This window comes from Streptomyces adelaidensis, from assembly GCF_016598475.1.
GTDB classification, from domain to species: domain Bacteria; phylum Actinomycetota; class Actinomycetes; order Streptomycetales; family Streptomycetaceae; genus Streptomyces; species Streptomyces adelaidensis.
The window spans coordinates 21,261-39,341 of the sequence record NZ_JAEMUX010000077.1 but is presented as its reverse complement, the minus strand read 5'-3'; the positions used below and the strand labels follow the sequence as shown (position 1 = coordinate 39,341).

The 18,081-nt window shown below is 73.1% G+C and carries 16 protein-coding genes and 1 pseudogene; 7 read left to right on the top strand and 10 right to left on the bottom strand.

What is annotated here, in order from left to right:
• Positions 1-423, bottom strand: a 423-nt coding sequence (locus tag I8N67_RS32375; RefSeq protein ID WP_200307819.1) for a hypothetical protein, incomplete at its 3' end; no start/stop codon positions are given.
• Between the two features lie 223 nt (positions 424-646).
• Here I8N67_RS32375 and I8N67_RS32370 point away from each other — a divergent pair.
• From I8N67_RS32370 to I8N67_RS32360, 3 genes are all read left to right on the top strand, one after another.
• Positions 647-2,218, top strand: a complete 1,572-nt coding sequence (locus I8N67_RS32370) for an aromatic amino acid ammonia-lyase (RefSeq protein ID WP_200307810.1) — start codon at positions 647-649, stop codon at positions 2,216-2,218.
• Entirely contained in the window at positions 2,218-3,099 is an 882-nt protein-coding gene (locus I8N67_RS32365; RefSeq protein WP_200307809.1) for a MurR/RpiR family transcriptional regulator, read from the top strand. The genes I8N67_RS32370 and I8N67_RS32365 overlap by 1 nt, the downstream gene beginning before the upstream one ends.
• 122 nt (positions 3,100-3,221) lie before the next feature.
• A complete protein-coding gene (locus I8N67_RS32360) occupies positions 3,222-3,791 on the top strand; it encodes a hypothetical protein (protein ID WP_200307808.1) in 570 nt (189 codons plus the stop codon).
• 170 nt (positions 3,792-3,961) lie between these two features.
• Here I8N67_RS32360 and I8N67_RS44725 read toward each other — a convergent pair.
• The 7 genes and pseudogenes from I8N67_RS44725 to I8N67_RS32330 all read right to left on the bottom strand — a co-directional run.
• Positions 3,962-4,183, bottom strand: a pseudogene (locus I8N67_RS44725) (amino acid permease); the annotation flags it as partial.
• A 6-nt stretch (positions 4,184-4,189) separates the two neighbouring features.
• Positions 4,190-4,900, bottom strand: a complete 711-nt coding sequence (locus tag I8N67_RS32355) for a lipoprotein (RefSeq protein ID WP_200307818.1) — start codon at positions 4,898-4,900, stop codon at positions 4,190-4,192.
• Positions 4,901-5,027: 127 nt separating this feature from the next.
• A complete protein-coding gene (locus I8N67_RS32350; RefSeq protein ID WP_200307807.1) occupies positions 5,028-5,402 on the bottom strand; it encodes a roadblock/LC7 domain-containing protein in 375 nt (124 codons plus the stop codon).
• Between the two features lie 16 nt (positions 5,403-5,418).
• A complete protein-coding gene (locus I8N67_RS32345) occupies positions 5,419-6,075 on the bottom strand; it encodes a roadblock/LC7 domain-containing protein (protein ID WP_200307806.1) in 657 nt (218 codons plus the stop codon).
• Between the two features lie 37 nt (positions 6,076-6,112).
• Positions 6,113-7,009 (bottom strand): hypothetical protein, encoded by an 897-nt coding sequence (locus tag I8N67_RS32340; RefSeq protein WP_200307805.1) that lies wholly within the window; start codon positions 7,007-7,009, stop codon positions 6,113-6,115.
• Positions 7,006-7,404: a hypothetical protein gene (locus I8N67_RS32335; protein WP_200307804.1), complete on the bottom strand. Its 399-nt coding sequence runs from the start codon at positions 7,402-7,404 to the stop codon at positions 7,006-7,008. Before I8N67_RS32335 ends, I8N67_RS32340 begins: the two co-directional genes overlap by 4 nt.
• A 383-nt stretch (positions 7,405-7,787) precedes the next feature.
• Positions 7,788-9,284 (bottom strand): type III PLP-dependent enzyme domain-containing protein, encoded by a 1,497-nt coding sequence (locus I8N67_RS32330; protein ID WP_200307817.1) that lies wholly within the window; start codon positions 9,282-9,284, stop codon positions 7,788-7,790.
• A 155-nt stretch (positions 9,285-9,439) separates the two neighbouring features.
• Between I8N67_RS32330 and hutU the strand changes: the two genes are divergently transcribed.
• Genes hutU through hutI form a run of 4 tightly spaced genes read left to right on the top strand, consistent with a single transcriptional unit; the run spans position 9,440 to position 14,992 of the window.
• The gene (hutU, locus tag I8N67_RS32325; protein WP_200307803.1) at positions 9,440-11,113 is read left to right on the top strand and encodes a urocanate hydratase; all 1,674 of its coding nucleotides are present in this window, start codon (positions 9,440-9,442) and stop codon (positions 11,111-11,113) included.
• A 53-nt stretch (positions 11,114-11,166) separates the two neighbouring features.
• The gene (locus I8N67_RS32320) at positions 11,167-12,372 is read left to right on the top strand and encodes an allantoate amidohydrolase (RefSeq protein ID WP_200307816.1); all 1,206 of its coding nucleotides are present in this window, start codon (positions 11,167-11,169) and stop codon (positions 12,370-12,372) included.
• Positions 12,369-13,724: a formimidoylglutamate deiminase gene (locus I8N67_RS32315; protein ID WP_200307802.1), complete on the top strand. Its 1,356-nt coding sequence runs from the start codon at positions 12,369-12,371 to the stop codon at positions 13,722-13,724. Before I8N67_RS32320 ends, I8N67_RS32315 begins: the two co-directional genes overlap by 4 nt.
• Positions 13,721-14,992: an imidazolonepropionase gene (gene hutI, locus I8N67_RS32310; RefSeq protein WP_200307801.1), complete on the top strand. Its 1,272-nt coding sequence runs from the start codon at positions 13,721-13,723 to the stop codon at positions 14,990-14,992. The genes I8N67_RS32315 and hutI overlap by 4 nt, the downstream gene beginning before the upstream one ends.
• A 7-nt stretch (positions 14,993-14,999) precedes the next feature.
• On the opposite strand, the gene I8N67_RS32305 is transcribed toward hutI, so the two are convergent.
• Both I8N67_RS32305 and I8N67_RS32300 read right to left on the bottom strand, forming a co-directional pair.
• Positions 15,000-16,832 carry an RICIN domain-containing protein gene (locus tag I8N67_RS32305; RefSeq protein WP_200307800.1) on the bottom strand — a complete coding sequence of 611 codons (1,833 nt, stop codon included), beginning with the start codon at positions 16,830-16,832 and terminating at the stop codon, positions 15,000-15,002.
• A 236-nt stretch (positions 16,833-17,068) separates the two neighbouring features.
• Entirely contained in the window at positions 17,069-17,983 is a 915-nt protein-coding gene (locus I8N67_RS32300) for an RNA polymerase sigma factor SigF (protein ID WP_200307799.1), read from the bottom strand.
• Between the last annotated feature and the right edge of the window lie 98 nt (positions 17,984-18,081).

Here is an 18,081-nt window from a genome sequence, read left to right as displayed (position 1 = left end):
CCTGCCCGTGTCCTTGCCACGGCGCCGGCCCAGGTTCGGTGACGTCCGCAGTGCCCACGCCAGGTTCACCCCCGCGATCCCCGCCCAGGTGACGAGGAGCCCGGCGAGATCGGCCATGCTGCCGCCGATGGCGGAGAGGGGGATGGCGACGACGAGGGTGACGATGCCGAAGCCGTAGCGCTCGCCCCAGTTGTCGGTGGACTTCGGGGAGCGGGTGCCGCGGGCCACCAGCATCTGCTGCTCGGCCACCTGACGCCGGACCCGGCGGTCGACCGCGCCGTCGATGCGCTGGTCGACCTTCTCCAGGAACGACTCCACGAGCGCGGACTCGTAGTCCTCGCCCAGCTCTCGGCGGGCGTGCAGGGTGGCGGCGAGCTCCTTCTTCAGCTCGGTGTCACCGAACTGTGCGTCATGGGCATCCATTCCGGTCATGTTCCTCAAGGTAGGGAGCCCGGGGCCGGGTGGCACTGGGGGTAGCCCCCTTTCTCGGGGCCGGGTTTCCCACCCGGTGGTCTCTCCTGACGGTCTCTTCCGCCGGTTCCGGTCTCTCCTGCCCGGCCGCTCTTGCCCGGGCTGCATAACCTCATGCAGAGTTCTCGGTGTCTGAATATGTTGTGTCTGCCTGAGGTTGAGGAGGCTGCGGGTCATGTCGTCTCGGATCATGGACGTGTCGGCGGCGCCCGGGCTCGTCGTCCTCGACGGGCACGCGCTCGGGGTCGCCGATGTCGTACGGCTCGCGGACGGGGCCGCGCGGCCCGTGCCCGGCAGTGAGGGGATGCGGCGGGTCGAGGAGTCCTGGGACGCCGCCCGGAGCATCGCGGCGGCCGGCCGTGTCTACGGCCGCTCCACCGGCGTCGGCGCCAACCGCAGCGAGGACGTGCCCACCGAGGCCGCCGCCGAGCACGGCCTGCGGCTGCTGCGCAGCCATGCGGGGGCCATCGGGGAGGAGCTGCCCGCCCGGCAGGTACGGGCCATGCTCGCCGTACGCGCCAACCAGCTGCTCGCAGGCGGTGCCGGGCTCCGGCCGACCGTGGTCACCGCGCTCTGCGAGGCGCTGGGGAGCGGGGCGTACCCCGTGGTGAACGAGTTCGGCTCGGTGGGGACGGGGGACATCGCGGCGCTGGCCCAGATGGGGCTGGCGCTGGCGGGCGAACATCCGTGGCGGGGGACGGGGACGGGGCCGGGGCCCGGTCCGGGGCGCGGGGTGGGGGCCGGGGCCGGTGTGCCCGAGGCCCAGCCGCTCGACAACAACGACGCCCTCGCCCTGATCAGCAGCAACGCGCTCACGCTCGGGCAGGCCGCGCTCGCGCTGCACGAGCTGCGGGGGCTGATCGCCGCCACCCAGGTCGTCGCCGCGCTCTCGCTGGTCGCCGTGGACGGCTCGCACGAGGCGTACGCGGCGCCCGTGCACCTCGCGCGCGCCCACCGGGGGTCGAGCGAAGTGGCCCGGCACATGCGGGAGTTGATCGGGGCGGCCGACCGGCCGACGCCGCCGCTCGGGCGGATCCAGGACCCGTACGGCTTCCGGTGCGTGCCGCAGATCCACGGGCCCGCGCTGGATGCGGCGGACGCGCTGGAGGGGGTGCTGGAGGTGGAGATCAACGCGGCGTCCGAGAACCCGCTGATCTGCCCCGAGGACATGGCGGCCTACCACCACGGCGGCTTCTACCAGGCCCAACTCGCGCTGGCCCTGGACCACTTCAGGCTGGCCGTGACGCAGGTGGCGCGGCTGTCGACGTCCCGCCTGTCCTCGCTCAACGAGCCCGCGTACACCCGGCTGCGGCCCTTCCTCGCCGACCACGAGCCCGCGTCGTCGGGGGTGATGATCCTGGAGTACGCCGCCGGGGCCGCCCTCGGTGACCTGCGGGCCTTCTCCGCGCCCGCGTCGCTCGGCCACGCTGTACTCTCCCGGGGCGTCGAGGAACAGGCCAGTTTCGCCTCGCTCGCCGCGCGGCAGACGCTGCGGGCGTGCGGTGCGTACCGGCTCGTCGTCGGCTGTGAACTCGTCGCCGCGGTGCGGGCGTTGCGCCAGCGGGACCTGCGGCCGGATCCGGAGCTGCCCGTCGGGCGGGCGATGGAGCTGGCGGAGGCCGCGCTCGACGCGGAGCAGGCCGACCGGCCGCTGACCGGGGACGTGAACGCGGCGGCCGTACTGCTCGACCGGTTCACCGAGATCTGGACGGACGTCCAGGCGGACCTGCGGAGGGGGAGCGCGTGATGAGCGCGGACAGTGCGGATGCGGGCGCGGGTGTGAGCGCGGGTGTGGCGGACAGTCCCGCCGCACGGCTGCAGGCGCTCTTCGAGGGGCACCGGCTGACGCCCACCCAGCGGCGTATCGCGCACAGCATGGTGCGGCGGGCCGCCGACGTGCCGTTCCTGTCGAGCGTGGAGCTGGCGGAGTTGGCCGGGGTCAGCCAGCCGTCCGTGACGCGTTTCGCGGTGGCACTGGGCTTCGACGGCTACCCGGCGCTGCGCCGGCATCTGCGCGAGGTCGCGCCCACGGAGCCGGCGCCGGACACCACGGCCTACAACGAGTACCAGCAGGCCGTCGAGGCCGAGATCGAGAACCTGCGGCATCTGGCCGAGGTGCTCGCCGACCCCGCTCCGGTGGCGCGGGCCGGGCGGCTGCTGGCCGCGTCCCGGCCGCTGCCGGTGCTCGGGCTGCGGGCCGCCGCCTCCCAGGCGTACGGCTTCGCGTACTTCGCCGCCAAGGTCCACCCCGATGTACGGCCGCTGCACGAGGGCGGCACCATGCTGCACGACCGCATCGACGCGGCGGTACGGGCCGGGGCGACCGCCCTGCTCTGCTTCGCGCTGCCCCGGCATCCGCGGGAGGTCGTCGAGACCCTGGCGTACGCCAAGGCGGCCGGGCTCTTCGTCGTCACGGTCGCCGACTCGGCCTTCGCACCCGTGGCCAAGGTCTCCGACCTGCTCCTGCCCGCCGCCGTCGGCACCGGCCTCGCCTTCGACACCGCCTGCGCGCCGATGCTTCTCGGCCGTGTGCTGCTGGAGGCCATGTGCGACGACCTGCCCCAGGCCCAGGCGCGGCTGGAGGAGTTCGACGCGAAGGCCGCGGCGCGGGGGTTGTTCGTGGAGTAGCCCCCGACCAGGCATCGGCTCAGGCCATGAATCTTCGGGATTCTCAGGCGCGTTTCACCTTCGCTGGTTACCGTGCCCGCGACTGTCTATGACCTTGGACTTGACTCACGGGAGGCGGGAGCGTGGCACGCGGAGGGCAGGGGCTGGCTCGGGTGGCCGTCGTGGTGCGGGCGGGAGCCGCGCCGTTGTGGTGGCTCGGAGTGATCGCGGCGGGGGTCGGCGTACTGCCGTCCGGGCTGACCGGGCGGCGGATCGGGGTGTTGAGCGGGGCCGTGCTGTTCATCGTCGCGGCCGTGGTGGTGGCGGGCGTGCGGCGCGGGCGCTACACGGAACTCGTGCGCGGCGCGGCCCGCGCCGGCAAGCACGACATCCTCCAGGACCGCGCCGTGACCCTGCGCAACTGGCGCCGGGGCCACCGCTGGTGGCTGCTGCTCGGGTTCGCGGCCGCGCTGGGCTCCTCCTTCGCGGTGCCCGCCGCCGGCGGCATGCTCCTCGCCGGCCTCGGCACGGGCCTCTGGCTCAAGGCCGTCCGGCTCGGCCGCCGCGAGCGCGACGAGGCCCAGCTCTACTGGGCCCGCGTCGACTGGCTCTCCGGTCGGGGCGGCGGGCCCACGGGCAAGCGGGTGGCCGGATACCGGGTCACCGGGGGCGGCGCGGGGGATGCGGGGCCCGGGGGCGGGCGGCGGGCGTAGGGGGCGTACGGGGTCGTAGAGGCCGTAGGCAGGGCGTGCGCGGCGGGTGGGGCGTGGGGGCGTGAACGGGTTGTCCGCCGCGCCCCGTAGCTGTCCGCCGTGCCCCCCCCCGCGAAGCTGTCCGCCACGTCCCCGCCTCCGCCCCTGCCCCTGCTCCCGTCCCCGGAGGGCTATTCGCCGCGCGTCCGGAGGATCACCTTGTTCACCGCCCAGAGCGCGATGCCGATGGCCAGGAGGACACCCGCGCGGATGTAGACCTCGGCCGGGCGGTCGGCGAGGGGGCCGGCCAGGGTCAGGGCCGTCAGGGCGCCGAGGACCGGCAGCGCCGTCGGTGTCCGGAAGTGGGCGTGGTCGACGGGGTCGCGGCGCAGGACGAGGACCGCGATGTTGACCCGGACTCAGGGCATGCGCAGGGTCCGCCTGGCGAGCTCGTACGCCGGGAGCATCTCCTCGTGTTCCTGGGTGTCCAAGCCGCCGAGATGTACGACGACGGGGCCGTCCGGGGTGACGGCGATGAAGGCCCGCTCCTTCTTAGTCTCGTCCAGGGCCTCACTGGTGTAGAGGTACTCGACCTCCGTGCCGGAGACGTCGGAGTCCGAGGAGAACGCGCTGTACTTCGCCTTGCTCGTGCCGCCCTCGGCCGCCACGAACTCCTTGAGCAGCGCCTCCGCGTCCCCTTCCTTCGCACCCGCCTCGCCGGTCCACACGCGGATGAAGCCGATGTTCCCGGCGGGCTTGGCGTCGATCTCGCACGCGGCGGTGAACGGGCCCTGGTGGAGCAGCCCCTCGGCCAGCTCCGCGGCGAGGTCGTCCTCGTCGGAACCGCTCCCGCCGCCCGGCGCCTCGGTCTCGATGCCCTCCGGCTGCCACTTCTCGGCCGTGTCGAAGGTGACCGGGAGTTCGCAGGCGGAACCGGCCGCGCCGACACTGCCACCGCTCTCGACAGCGGCCTCCGACCCCTCCGCCGACGCCGTCGCCGAACCGCCCGCGCTCGCCGACGACTTCTCCGTGGAGTCCTCCGAGCACCCCGCCAGCACCCCGACGAGCAGGGCCACCTGCGCCAGCAGGGCCACCTGCGCCGACGCCGTCCCCCGTACCGCTCTTCCCACAGCCACCCTCTCCGTCTCCTTCTTGTTCAGGGCGGACACGGTAACTGAGGGGTGGGGGAGGGAAACGCGCCGGGCGGCGCTCCCCAGGTGGGGTGCGCCGCCGTGCGTTCGGGCTCGCGGGGAGCGGCTAGACCTCCAGCTCCGCCTCGATCCTCTTCAGCTGGTGCCTGGCCATGGCCAGGTTCGCCCGCTTGGAGTCGAGGACCAGATAGAGGAAGAGCCCGTTGCCGCCGCGGCCGGTGATCAGCCGGAGCAGGTGGTAGGCGTCGGACAGGGTGATCAGGATGTCCTCGATCTCGCCCTTGAGGCCGAGGTGTTCCATGGTGCGCAGCTTGGCGCGTACGACATCGGTGTTGCCGGCGGCGGCGACGGTGAGGTCGAACCCCTTGCTGCCGCCGATCGTGCCCAGTGCCATGCCGCTGGTGTAGTCGACCAGGGCGGCGCCGGTCGCGCCCTCGATGGACGCGAGGGCCTCTTTCAACGCGGTCTCGGTGTTGGCCATGGTGTGCGGTGTCCTCTCAATTCTCTGTGGCGGTATGTGCGTTGGGAGTGGTTCTGGGGGTGGTGCGGGGGGCCGGGGCCCGCGGGGTCCGCCGGGGCGGGGTGGACCTGACGGTGGCCTTGACCGGTGTCTGGGCCGGTGTCTGGGCCGGGGCCGCAACCGGGGCCGCAACCGGGGCCGCAGCCGGGGGCGTGGTGGTGGATGTGGCCGGGGTGGTGGTCGTGGTCCTGGCCGCGGTCTTGGCCACCGACCGGGCCGGGCCCCTGGTGAGCGCCTTGGTCGTGACCTGGGGTTCCGGGTGGGGCTGGGCGTCCATCAGTTCGCCGATGCGGTTGCCGGCGCGCCGGCCCTCCAGATGCAGCCGGCCCACATTGACCCGGTCCTGCGCCAGCAGCGTCAGCACGGCGGAGGAGCCCGCCGCGTACGTCGCGACGTAGCCGTGGTCGCCGCGCAGCAACAGCTCGCGGAGTTCGCCCCGGCCGGCGGCGTCCGCCATCCGTACGGCGACGCCCAGCGCGGCCGCGGTGAGCGCCGCCAGGCCGTCCGGTTCGACGCCGGGGGTGTCGTGGGCGAGGACGAGCCCGTCCACGCTGGCTGCGAGCGCGCCGGTCAACTGGGGTACACGGGCCCTCAACCGGTGCAGTTCGTCGAGGACTTCGGCCTCCGCGGCCATGAGCAGTCTCCTCTCGGCGGGACGCTCCCGCTGCCGCTCAAAGGGCCTCCAGCGCATCCCTGAGCCTTTGCAGTAGAGCGATGTCGGGGTCGTTGACGGTCAGCGGCGACTCCCCGATGGGAACGGACGCGGGTACGGGTACGCCCCGCGTTTCTGCGCTGGGGCTGGGGCTGGGGCTGGGGCTGGGGCTGGGGCTGGGGCCGGTGGTGGTGTTGGTCTTGGCGGGGTGCGTTCTGATGGTCGATATGAGGCCTGCCGCCGCCAGCCGGCGGACGTCCACCAGGGTGTGGAAGGCTGGGCGGCCCAGGGCGAGGGAGATCTCGGCGGCCGTGCGGAAGCCGTTGACCTGGCCGAGTACGGCCCCCTGGCGGGCCGGGACCGGTGGGACGTTCAGGCCGGCCGCCCTGATCAGCGGGGCCTCGTCCGTCGTCGGGTCGGGCCAGATGCGGTGCAGGAGGTCCCGGCGGCGCCGCGCCTCGCGCTCCACGGTGGCCACCGGCACCGGCCGGATCGGACCCAGCCAGTGCGCCGCCCCGTAACGGAAGCTGGCCGGCGCGCCGCCCGGGCCGAGGACGAAGTACGCCGCGTCGAACAGCGCCCCCGCGTGGCACAGCTCCAGCGCGCCCCTGGCGACGCGGCCGCTGTCCACGAGGAACCGCCCGACCCGCAGCCCGGCCCCGGCCGTGTCGACCGCCTCCCGCCAGCCGTCGGTGTCCAGGACGCCGCCGGTGGTGAGGAGCACGTCGAGGCCCGGGGACCGGGGGCTCTCGGCGTGCACCACCTCGCCGTCGGACAGATACAGCGAACCGAACTCGCGCAGCAGTACGCCGGTGGCCCGCTCGGCGGCGAGTCGGCTCAGCAGCGGCGAGACGGCGTCCCGTATGTGCTCGCCGCGCACGGGCAGCGGGGGTGCGGGTGTGGTGGTCACGCTCATGCCAGCACCAGCCGTCCCGCCATCTCGCCGAGCCGGATCCGGGCCAGCGCGAGATTGCCGTCCGAACGGGCCAGCCACAGGTGCAGGAACACACTGCTGTCGAACGTCGTCCGCACGAACCGCAGCACGTGGTACGTGTCGCGGTTGCTGACGATCAAGTCCTCGACGGGAAGATCCGTCCCGGACCAGTCCGAACCCTCCTCCGGTGCGAACGCCCGGTGCTCCGCCGCGAGCCGCGCCAGTTCCGCCGCCTCCGCCGCGGTCGTCTCGTGGTCACCGCCGGGTGCCTCCCCGACCGTGCCCAGGGCCAGTCCGCTGGTCCAGTCGACCACCGCGGCGCCCAAGGCACCGGGCAGTCTCATGGCCTCCACCAGACACTCGTCGATTCCGGGCACCGTGGCTCCCCCTCCTGCCTGCGGTTCGGCTGAGTGACGCAGACGCTACGCAACGTGTGCGCGAGGGGTGAGGGATCTGGCATTTTCCAGCGGAACATGCGGCCGGGCGACTAAGGTAGGTCAACTTGCCTGGTTTTCACCGCTGTTGGGGCCCGGAAGGCACACCGATGCGCTGAAGTGGGGGTACGCGGGCGGCCCGCATGGCCGGGCGTGGACAGGGCGCCGACCGTCAACCCTTCCGGGGGTCGTGCAGGGCGTGCAGACGGGAGCGCACAAAACCGCCGGGCGCCCCGTGCTTTTCAGGGGCGCGGGGAACTGCGCGACCAGCCACAGCCAACCCGCGGCCGCCGTACGCCAGTCCCCACCAGGCTATTGGGCGGCTTTCAGAGCCCCAGAAGCCCCGACCGCTCCCCTCCCCCCGCCTCGGCCACGATCTCCTCCGAGGTCTGCGCCCGCCGCACCAGGGCGAACCGCATCCCCACCTCCCCCTCGCCCGGCGGCGCATAGCCGTAGATCCCGGGCCGAGGAAGCGAGTTGTACGCGTAGTGGTGCGCGAAGTAATACGCCCCGGTGTCCAGCGCGGCCGCATAGTCGCCCGGCTCCAGCAGAGGCAGCGCCCGCCCCTCCGCCAGCAGGTCCCCCGCGAAACAGGCAGGCCCCGCCACGTCCTGCACCACCGGCGGTCCCACCTTCGCCCGGCCCTTCCCGTCGTACGCGGTGATCCGCAGCGGCCACGACCCCGGCGCGTACACCGTCCGGGTCGCCACCTGCACCCCCGCGTGCGTGACCGCGACGGCCCGGCCGCCCGTACTCTTCGTGTACTCCACCCGCGCCACGACCGTCCCGTGCTTCGCGAGCAGCGACCGCCCGAACTCGGTGACCAGCCCGTACCGCCCGCCGAACAGCCCCGGCACCGCCTCCGCGAGCAGCCGCGAGTACTGCGCGTACGTCGGTGTCGCCGCCTCCGACGAGAAGTTCACCGGCAGCCCGCCGCCGATGTCGATCGTGTCGATCTGCCGCCGCCCGATCCGTCGGTTGATCTCCTCCGCCAGCTCGTACGTCTCGCTGATGCCCCGGGTCATCAGGGAGAGCGGCATGCCCTGCGACCCGGTGTGCGCGTGCAGCCGGCTCAGCCAGGGCCGGTCCAGATACGCCCGTACGACCCACTCCCGGGCGCCCTCGTCCCGTAGCGCCACCCCGAACTTCGAGGTGGCCGTCGCGGTGGACAGCGCGTCGATCGAACCACCACCGACCTGCGGATTCACCCGGATGCCGAGGGGGGAGCGGGTGGTGGCCGAGCGTACGAGTGCGTCGATGCGGTCCAGCTCCTGCGGATTGTCCGCGTTGACCGCGATGCCCAGCGCCAGCGCCTCCCGCAGCTCCGCCGGGGTCTTGGCGGGGGAGTCGAGCACTGTCTGCCTCGGCGACACCCCGGCCGCGCGCGCCAGGGCCAGCTCCCCGGCGCTCGCCACCTCCGCGCCGATGCCCGCCTCGCGCAGCAGCCGCAGCACGGGCACCAGCGGTGTCGCCTTCACCGCGAACGCGTGCAGCACAGGCGTGCCGGGCGCCGTCACCGCGTCGAACGCCCTCCGCAGCGCCCCCGCCGAGGCGCGGATCCCGGTGACGTCCAGCAGCGCGACGATCGGGGTGCCGGTGCCGAGCAGCCCCTGCTCCACGGCCGCGCGTACGGCCTCGTCCCGCCGGGCGGCCCGCTCGGCGTCGGTGTCGAACAACCGGAGCGTGCGCTCGGTGTCCCCCTCGTCCTGTCCGTGGGTGTGCTCCCCTCGCGCCCCGTCCCGCCCGCGGGCGCGGTCCCCGTCCGCCCCCTCCGGCCGGGCGGCGGGCCTCTCCCCACCGGTCCCGTTCGTCACGTCTCCCATCCGGTCCCCCGTTGTCGCCTCGATGTCCGAACCCATACGGCCAGTGTGTCCAGCCAAACACCCACGGCACGCCGTCGCTGGCCGTACGACCATATTGACTAGTTCTATTCATCCAGCCAGGATGTGAATAGTTGCTGTATAGCGAGGAGGTCACCGTGTCAGGACCCCGCCCTGTCCGAGCATCGCGCGGTACGGAGCTCAGCGCCCTGGGCTGGCAGCAGGAAGCCGCCCTGCGCATGCTCCAGAACAACCTCGACCCCGAGGTCGCCGAGCACCCCGACAAGCTCGTCGTCTACGGCGGCACGGGCAAGGCCGCCCGCGACTGGCGCTCCTTCGACGCCATGGTCCGCACGCTGCGGACCCTCAAGCAGGACGAGACCATGCTCGTCCAGTCCGGCCGCCCCGTCGGCGTCATGCAGACCCACGAGTGGGCGCCCCGCGTCCTCATCGCCAACTCCAACCTCGTCGGCGACTGGGCCAACTGGGAGGAGTTCCGCAGGCTCGAACAGCTCGGGCTGACCATGTACGGCCAGATGACCGCCGGCTCCTGGATCTACATCGGCACCCAGGGCATCCTCCAGGGCACCTACGAGACCTTCGCCGCCGTCGCCGCCAAGAAGTTCGACGGCACCCTCGCCGGAACGATCACCCTCACCGCCGGCCTCGGCGGCATGGGCGGCGCCCAGCCCCTCGCCGTGACCATGAACGACGGCGTCGCGATCTGTATCGACGTCGACCCCCGCGCCATCGAGCGCCGCATCGAACACCGCTACCTCGACGTGCGGGCCGACTCCCTGGAGCACGCCCTCCAGCTCGCCGTCGAGGCCCGCGACGCCCGCCGCCCCCTCTCCATCGGCCTGCTCGGCAACGCCGCCGAACTGCTCCCGCGGATGCTCGCCGAGAGCGCCCCCGTCGACATCGTCACCGACCAGACCTCCGCCCACGACCCGCTGGCGTACCTGCCGACCGGGATCGCCTTCGAGGACATGGCCGACGCCGCCGCCAAGGACCCGGCGGGCTTCACCACCCGCGCCCGCGAGTCCATGGCCCGGCACGTCGAGGCCATGGTCGGCTTCATGGACGCCGGCGCCGAGGTCTTCGACTACGGCAACTCGATCCGCGGCGAGGCCCGACTCGCCGGATACGACCGGGCGTTCGCCTTCCCCGGCTTCGTCCCCGCCTACATCCGCCCCCTGTTCTGCGAGGGCAAGGGCCCCTTCCGCTGGGCCGCCCTGTCCGGCGAGGCCTCCGACATCGCCAAGACCGACAAGGCGATCCTCGACCTCTTCCCGGAGAACGAGTCCCTCCACCGCTGGATCAAGATGGCCGGCGAGCGGGTGCACTTCCAGGGACTCCCGGCCCGCATCTGCTGGCTCGGCTACGGCGAGCGGGACAGGGCCGGCGAGCGGTTCAACGACATGGTGGCCTCCGGTGAGCTGGCCGCGCCGCTCGTCATCGGGCGCGACCACCTCGACTCCGGCTCCGTCGCCTCCCCCTACCGCGAGACCGAGGCCATGCTCGACGGCTCCGACGCGATCGCCGACTGGCCGATCCTCAACGCGATGGTCAACGTGGCTTCGGGCGCCTCCTGGGTCTCCCTCCACCACGGCGGCGGCGTGGGCATGGGCCGGTCCATCCACGCCGGTCAGGTCACCGTGGCGGACGGCACCGAGCTGGCCGGGGAGAAGGTCCGCCGGGTGCTGACCAACGACCCCGGCATGGGCGTCATCCGGCACGTCGACGCCGGGTACGACATCGCGGAGTCCGTCGCCGACGAGCGGGGCGTACGGGTGCCCATGCGCGAGGGCCGCGAGGGTGAGGACGCGTGACCCGGCCCGTGCCACCCCCGCCCCCCGTCACCGGCGGCGCCTCCTTCCACGAGATGTGGCGGGAGCTGCGGCCCATCGGGCGGCACACCGAGTCGGGCGGGTACCGGCGGTTCGCGTGGACCGGGGCCGACGCCGAGTGCCGTGACTGGTTCGAGGCGCAGGCCCGGAGCCGCGGACTGACGTACGAGGTCGACCGGAACGGGAACCAGTGGGCCTGGCTCGGCGATCCCGCCGCCGGGGACGCGGTGGTCACCGGCTCGCACCTCGACTCCGTTCCCGACGGCGGCGCGTTCGACGGCCCCCTCGGCGTCGTGTCCTCCTTCGCCGCGCTCGACGAACTGCGGGCCAGGGGCGCCCGGTTCGACAAGCCGCTCGCCATCGTCAACTTCGGTGACGAGGAGGGGGCGCGGTTCGGGCTGGCCTGTGTGGGCTCCCGGCTGGCGGCCGGGCAGCTCACCGTCGAACAGGCGGGGCGGCTGACCGACGGGGACGGCATCACCCTCCCGCAGGCGATGGAGGCCGCCGGACACGACCCGGAGGGCATCGGGCCCGACCCGGAGCGGCTCTCGCGGATCGGGGCCTTCGTCGAACTGCACGTGGAGCAGGGCCGGGCGCTGGACCTGTCCGGGGACGCCGTCGGGATCGCCAGCGCCATCTGGCCGCACGGGCGGTGGCGGTTCGACTTCCGGGGCGAGGCGAACCACGCCGGGACGACCCGCCTAGTCGACCGCCGTGACCCCATGCTGTCGTACGCGGAGACCGTGCTCGCGGCCCGGCGCGAGGCGCGGCTCGCCGGCGCCGTGGCCACGTTCGGCAAGATCTCGGTCGAGCCGAACGGCGTGAACGCCATCCCGTCCCTGGTGCGCGGCTGGCTCGACTCGCGGGCCGAGGACCAGGAGACGCTGGACACGGTCGTCGGCGCGATCGAGGACGCGGCCCGTGACCACGCGCGGGAGCAGGGCATCGAACTCGCCGTCGTCCGGGAGTCCTTCACCCCCGTCGTCGAGTTCGAGCACGCCCTGCGGGACGAGATCGCCCGCATCCTGGGCCGGGACACCGCCGATCTGAAGGTGCCGGTGCTCGGGACCGGGGCCGGACACGACGCCGGGATCCTCTCCGGGAGCGTCCCGACCGCCATGCTGTTCGTGCGCAACCCCACCGGCGTCTCGCACTCCCCGGCCGAGCACGCCGCAGAGGACGACTGCCTGGCCGGGGTGACCGCGCTCGCCGACGTACTGGAAGGGCTGGCCCGCAGGTGACGGAGACGACCTACTGGCTCGAACACGCCTGGCTCGGCACGAACGTCGAGCCGGGCGTGACCCTGACCGTGTCCGGCGGCGGAACCGGCCCCGACGGCCGCATCACCGCCGTACGCACCGAGACGCCCACCCCGCCCCCGGGCGCCGTGACCCTGCGCGGCCTCACTCTGCCCGGCCTCGCCAACGCCCACTCGCACGCCTTCCACCGGGCCCTGCGCGGCACGGTCCAGGTCGGCTCGGGCACTTTCTGGACCTGGCGCGAGGTCATGTACCGGGTCGCGGACCGGCTGACCCCGGACACGTACCACGCCCTCGCACGGGCCGTGTACGCCGAGATGGCCCTCGCCGGCATCACCGCCGTCGGCGAGTTCCACTACGTGCACCACGCCCCCGGCGGCACCGCCTACGCCGATCCCAACGCCATGGGCGAGGCGCTCGTCGAGGCCGCCGCCGAGGCGGGCATCCGGATCACGCTTCTCGACACGGCCTACCTCTCCGCCGGATTCGGAAGGGCGCCCGACCGCCATCAGCTCCGCTTCTCCGACGGCACGGCGGAGGCCTGGGCGGAACGCTGTTCAGTTCTCAAGGACCGGGATCACGCGCGGATCGGTGCCGCCGTCCACTCCGTACGGGCCGTGCCGGCCGGGCAGTTGGCGACCGTGGCGCGGTGGGCCGGGGAGCGGCGGGCCCCGCTGCATGTACACCTGTCGGAGCAGACGGCGGAGAACGACGCCTGCCGCGAGGCACACGGGTGCACGCCCACCCGACTCCTCGCCGAACACGGTGTGCTGGGGCCCCGGACGACCGGCGTCCACAGCACCCACCTCACCGACGAGGACATCGCCCTGATCGGCGGCACCGGCACCGGCACCTGCATGTGCCCGACGACGGAACGGGACCTCGCGGACGGCATCGGACCGGCCGTCGCCCTGCAGAAGGCGGGCTCCCCGCTCTCCCTCGGCTCCGACAGCCACGCCGTCATCGACCTGCTCGAAGAGGCGCGCGCGATGGAGCTGAACGAGCGCCTGCGCACCCGTACCCGCGGTCACTGGACGGCGGCGGCCCTCCTGCGGGCGGCCTCGGCCGACGGCCACGCGGCGCTCGGTTGGGACGACGCCGGCGCCCTGGAGGCGGGCGCGCTCGCCGACTTCACGACGATCGCGCTCGACTCGGTCAGGACCGCAGGGCCGCTTCCACGACTGGGCGCGGAGACCGCGGTATTCGCCGCGTCGGCAGCGGACGTGTCGCATACGGTCGTGGGTGGCCGGCACGTCGTACGGGACGGGGCGCACGCGCTCGTATCGGATGTGCCGAGAGCCCTCGCGGACGCCGTCGCAGCACTGCGCGGATGACCCCGCCCCCCTTGTCCCCCGACCCCACCGCCGACCAGGCAACCAAGGACGCCATGAGCAGCCCGACGACCGTCAGCCCCGCCGACTCCGCGAGCACCGCCAGCACGCTCATCACCAACATCGCTGCCCTGGTCACCAACGACCCCTCCCTCGGCGACGGATCCCCCCTCGGACTGATCCAGGACGCGGCCGTCGTCATCGACGGTGAACGCATCGCGTGGACCGGTGATCAAAGCAAAGCACCCGCCACTGACAATCGGGTCGACGCCGGTGGCCGGGCGGTGCTCCCCGGCTTCGTCGACTCCCACTCCCACCTCGTCTTCGCGGGCGACCGGACCGCCGAGTTCAACGCCCGGATGTCCGGCCGGGCCTACAGCGCGGGCGGCATCCGTACGACGGTCGCCGCCACCCGCGCCGCGACCGACGAAGAACTGGAGGCGAACCTCACCCGGCACCTCCGCGAGGCCCTCCGGCAGGGCACCACCACCTTCGAGACGAAGTCCGGCTACGGCCTGACCGTCGAGGACGAGGCGCGCGCCCTGCGCATCGCCGCCGCCCACACCGACGAGGTCACCTACCTCGGCGCGCACATCGTCTCCCCCGACTACGCCGACGATCCCGCCGCGTACGTCGACCTCGTCACCGGCGAGATGCTCGACGCCTGTGCCCCGTACGCCCGTTGGGTCGACGTCTTCTGCGAGCGGGGCGCCTTCGACGGCGACCAGGCGCGTGCGATCCTCACGGCCGGCAAGGCGAAGGGCCTGCACCCGCGCGTCCACGCCAACCAGCTGTCGTACGGGCCGGGCGTCCAGCTCGCGGTCGAACTGGACGCGGCCAGCGCGGACCACTGCACCCACCTCACCGACGCCGACGTGGACGCCCTCGCCCACAGCGGTACGGTCGCCACGCTGCTGCCCGGCGCCGAGTTCTCCACCCGCGCCGAGTGGCCGGACGCCCGCCGCCTCCTCGACGCGGGCGCCACCGTCGCCCTCTCCACGGACTGCAACCCGGGCTCGTCCTACACCTCGTCCGTCCCGTTCTGTATCGCCCTCGCCGTGCGGGACATGGGGATGACCCCGGACGAGGCGGTCTGGTCGGCCACGGCGGGGGGCGCGCGGGCGCTGCGCCGCGACGACATCGGCCGCCTCACGCCGGGCGCGTACGCCGACTTGACGCTGCTGGACGCGCCCAGCCACGTCCACCTCGCCTACCGGCCGGGAGTTCCCCTGGTCACGGGGGTGTGGCGCAGGGGCGTACGCGTGCTCTGAGCGGTCCTCAGGTGCGCACCGGCCCGGCGCCCGCCCGCCACCGCTGCCCCGCGCGCCCCGTTGTCTCGGTGAAGCCGACGGAGCCGTGGGCATCCGGTGTCACCGCGTGGTCCGGGGCGATCCGCGGGTGGATGGCGCCCTCGGAGTCGAAGGTGAACCGCAGGTTCTCGCCGTTGTCGCCGTCGAGCGCGTCGCACTCCCGGACGCCCACACCGTCGTCGGTCGCCCCGCGGCTGTCTAGGCACAGGTCGGGGTCGGCGAACGACTGGAGGGCGTCCCCGTCGGCGTCGACGCGCCAGCGCTGGGTGTCGCGCGAGGAGCAGATGGCCGTGACGACGTCGGTGCCGTTCGCCAGCTCACCCCGGATGTCCAGGCACAGACCCGAGGCGACGTTCACCACCTGGTGGTAGCCACCGTTCAGCGGCGGCCCGTTCGGCAGCGAGGGCGTCGTCGGGAGGACCGACTTCGACGGAGTCGGGCTCGGGCTCGGGCTCTTCGTGGGTTTCTTCGTCGGCTTCTCGGGCTTCGAGGGTCTCTCGGTGCTCGAAGCCGTCGGGGACGGCGCCGGGCTCGACGGGACCGTCGCCGAGGACGTGGCCGACGGCGGGCCCGAGGGCGTGGCGGCGGCACCCGCCGCGTCCGGCGACTCAGGCGACGACGAGCCGCCCCTGAACACCAGCAGCGCCACCAGCGGCACCAGCGCCACCCCCAGAACCACCGAGGTCAGCACCAGCAGCCGGGGCCTCGGCGCCCGCCCGGCCGCCGGGGCCCCGCCCCGAGTATCGGCCCCGGCACCGGCTCCCGCCCCGAACTCCGGCTCCGAGAACGCCTCCCAAGCCCCCGCCTGCACCCGCGCGCCCGGCCCTACGCTGCCCCGCACGCCGCCGCGCGCTCCGCCCCGCCCGCCCGTCTCCCCGCGCACGTACGCCGTACCGCCCCACGGCAGCAGCCACTCCGCGAGCGTCGCGCGCGGGTTGTCACGCAGGGCGCGGAGTTCCTCGTACGCGCCGGTGCAGTGCGCGCAGTGCGCCATGTGGGACTGGAGATCCGTGCTGTGGCGGGGGTTGTCCGGGCGTACGGACTCCTCGATCAGCCGGCGGAAGTCCTGGCAGCGCGGGTCCCCGGAGGCCGCGAGGCGGACCGCGAGGCAGGACCGGCGCAGGGTGTGCAGCGCCGCGGCCTGCTTGTACGTCACGTCGTCGCGGGTCAGGCCGAGGAGCAGGGCCGTACGGTCGTCGGGTTCGCGCTCCACCACGCCGTACCAGATGAGGCCCTGGTCGCGGGCCGGCAGGGATTCGAACGCCGCGAGCAGGGGCGCCACCAGGCCCTCGGGGCCCGCCGTGTTCAGCGCGACGAGCAGGGCGGGGTCGAGGCCGGCCGCGTGTTCGTCACCGGTCCAGGCGGCGGCCGCGCGGGCGGTCAGCAGGAGCAGGTGGTGGCGCCAGGGGACAGGCGTCTCCGTGCCGCGCGCCGTCTCCCGGGTCGCGACGGTGAACGCCTCCGCCGCCAGCTGCCGCGCCGCGGACTCGCTCGCGGCGCACAGCCGGGCGTAGGCGAGGACCGCCGGGTGGTGGCGTTCGCGTAGTTCGCGCAGTGCCGGGTACGCGGCGTTCGTGTCGGCGCGTAGCAGTGCGGTGAGCCGCGCGTCGGACGCGTCGGCGGTCCGGTAGTCGGACGGGTCGCCCGGGCGCGTACCCGAGGTGCCGATGTCCTGGCCGTCGCCACGGACGCCGCTGCCACGGATGCCGTCGCCACGGATGTCACTGCCACCGGTGCCGGTGCCGCCGGTCTCGTCGCCGCTGGTGTCGTCGTCGGGGCGCTCGTCCCGAGCCCGAGCCATCCTCGTGCCTCCTCGCCCCCCGTGGCCGCCCGCCGGTTTTCTGACGTACCGAACAGCCTGGCGGGACCATAGTGAAGGAAGCGAACCTGTGAGGAAAGGCGTTTCCGGCAGGATAGGTAAAGCTACCTAGCGCATAGAGGTCGAGAGCGGGACAGCTCGGCCGGGTACGTGAGGAGTCTCGCAACTCCCTCCGTACCCGGCCGAGTCGGGTCATCACCGGTCCGCGCGGTCCGCACTCACTCGTCGAGTGTCAGCCCCTTGCGCAGCCTCACCAGCGTGCGGGACAGCAGCCGGGAGACATGCATCTGGGAGATGCCCAGTTCGTCCCCGATCTCGGACTGCGTCATGTTGGCGACGAACCGCAAGGAGAGGATCTTCCGGTCGCGCGACGGGAGTCCGGCGATCAGCGGCTTCAGGGACTCGACGTACTCGATGCCTTCGAGCCCGTGGTCCTCATAGCCGATCCGGTCCGCCAGCGCACCCTCGGAGTCGTCCTCCTCGGGCTGGGCGTCCAGTGACGAGGCGGTGTACGCGTTCGACGCCGCCATGCCCTCGACGACCTCGTCGTTCGTCAGCCCGAGGCGCTCCGCCAGCTCTCCCACCGTAGGAGCGCGATCGAGCTGCTGGGCCAGTTCGTCACCGGCCTTGGCCAGGTCGAGCCGGAGTTCCTGAAGTCTGCGCGGCACCCGCACGGACCAGCTCGTGTCGCGGAAGAAACGCTTGATCTCGCCGACGATCGTCGGCATCGCGAAGGTGGGGAACTCGACGCCCCGGCTCAGTTCGAAACGGTCGATCGCCTTGATCAGGCCGATCGTGCCGACCTGGATGATGTCCTCCATCGGTTCGCTGCGCGACCGGAAACGGGAGGCGGCGAACTTGACCAGGGCCAGGTTGAGTTCGACCAGGGTGTTACGCACGTACGAGTACTCGAACGTGCCTTCTTCGAGGGACTCCAGCCGCTCGAAGAGCGTCTTGGACAGGGCCCGTGCGTCCACCGGCCCCACTTCGTCGTAAGGGGGGATCTCCGGAAGGCCGGCGAGCACGTCGCCCGGATCGTGGGCGAGGCCGTCCAGGGTCTCTTCCGGAGGGGGTGTCGACGTCGCCCTCTGGGTATGCGATTCGTCGAGCCGGGGTGACATGATGTCCTCCATCGTTCTCGGCATATGGCCGCCGATGCCAATACGTGCACTGCGGTGTGCGGCGCCTCCAAAGCCGGCCGTGTCGATTTCTGTCTCTACTAGCCCTACCC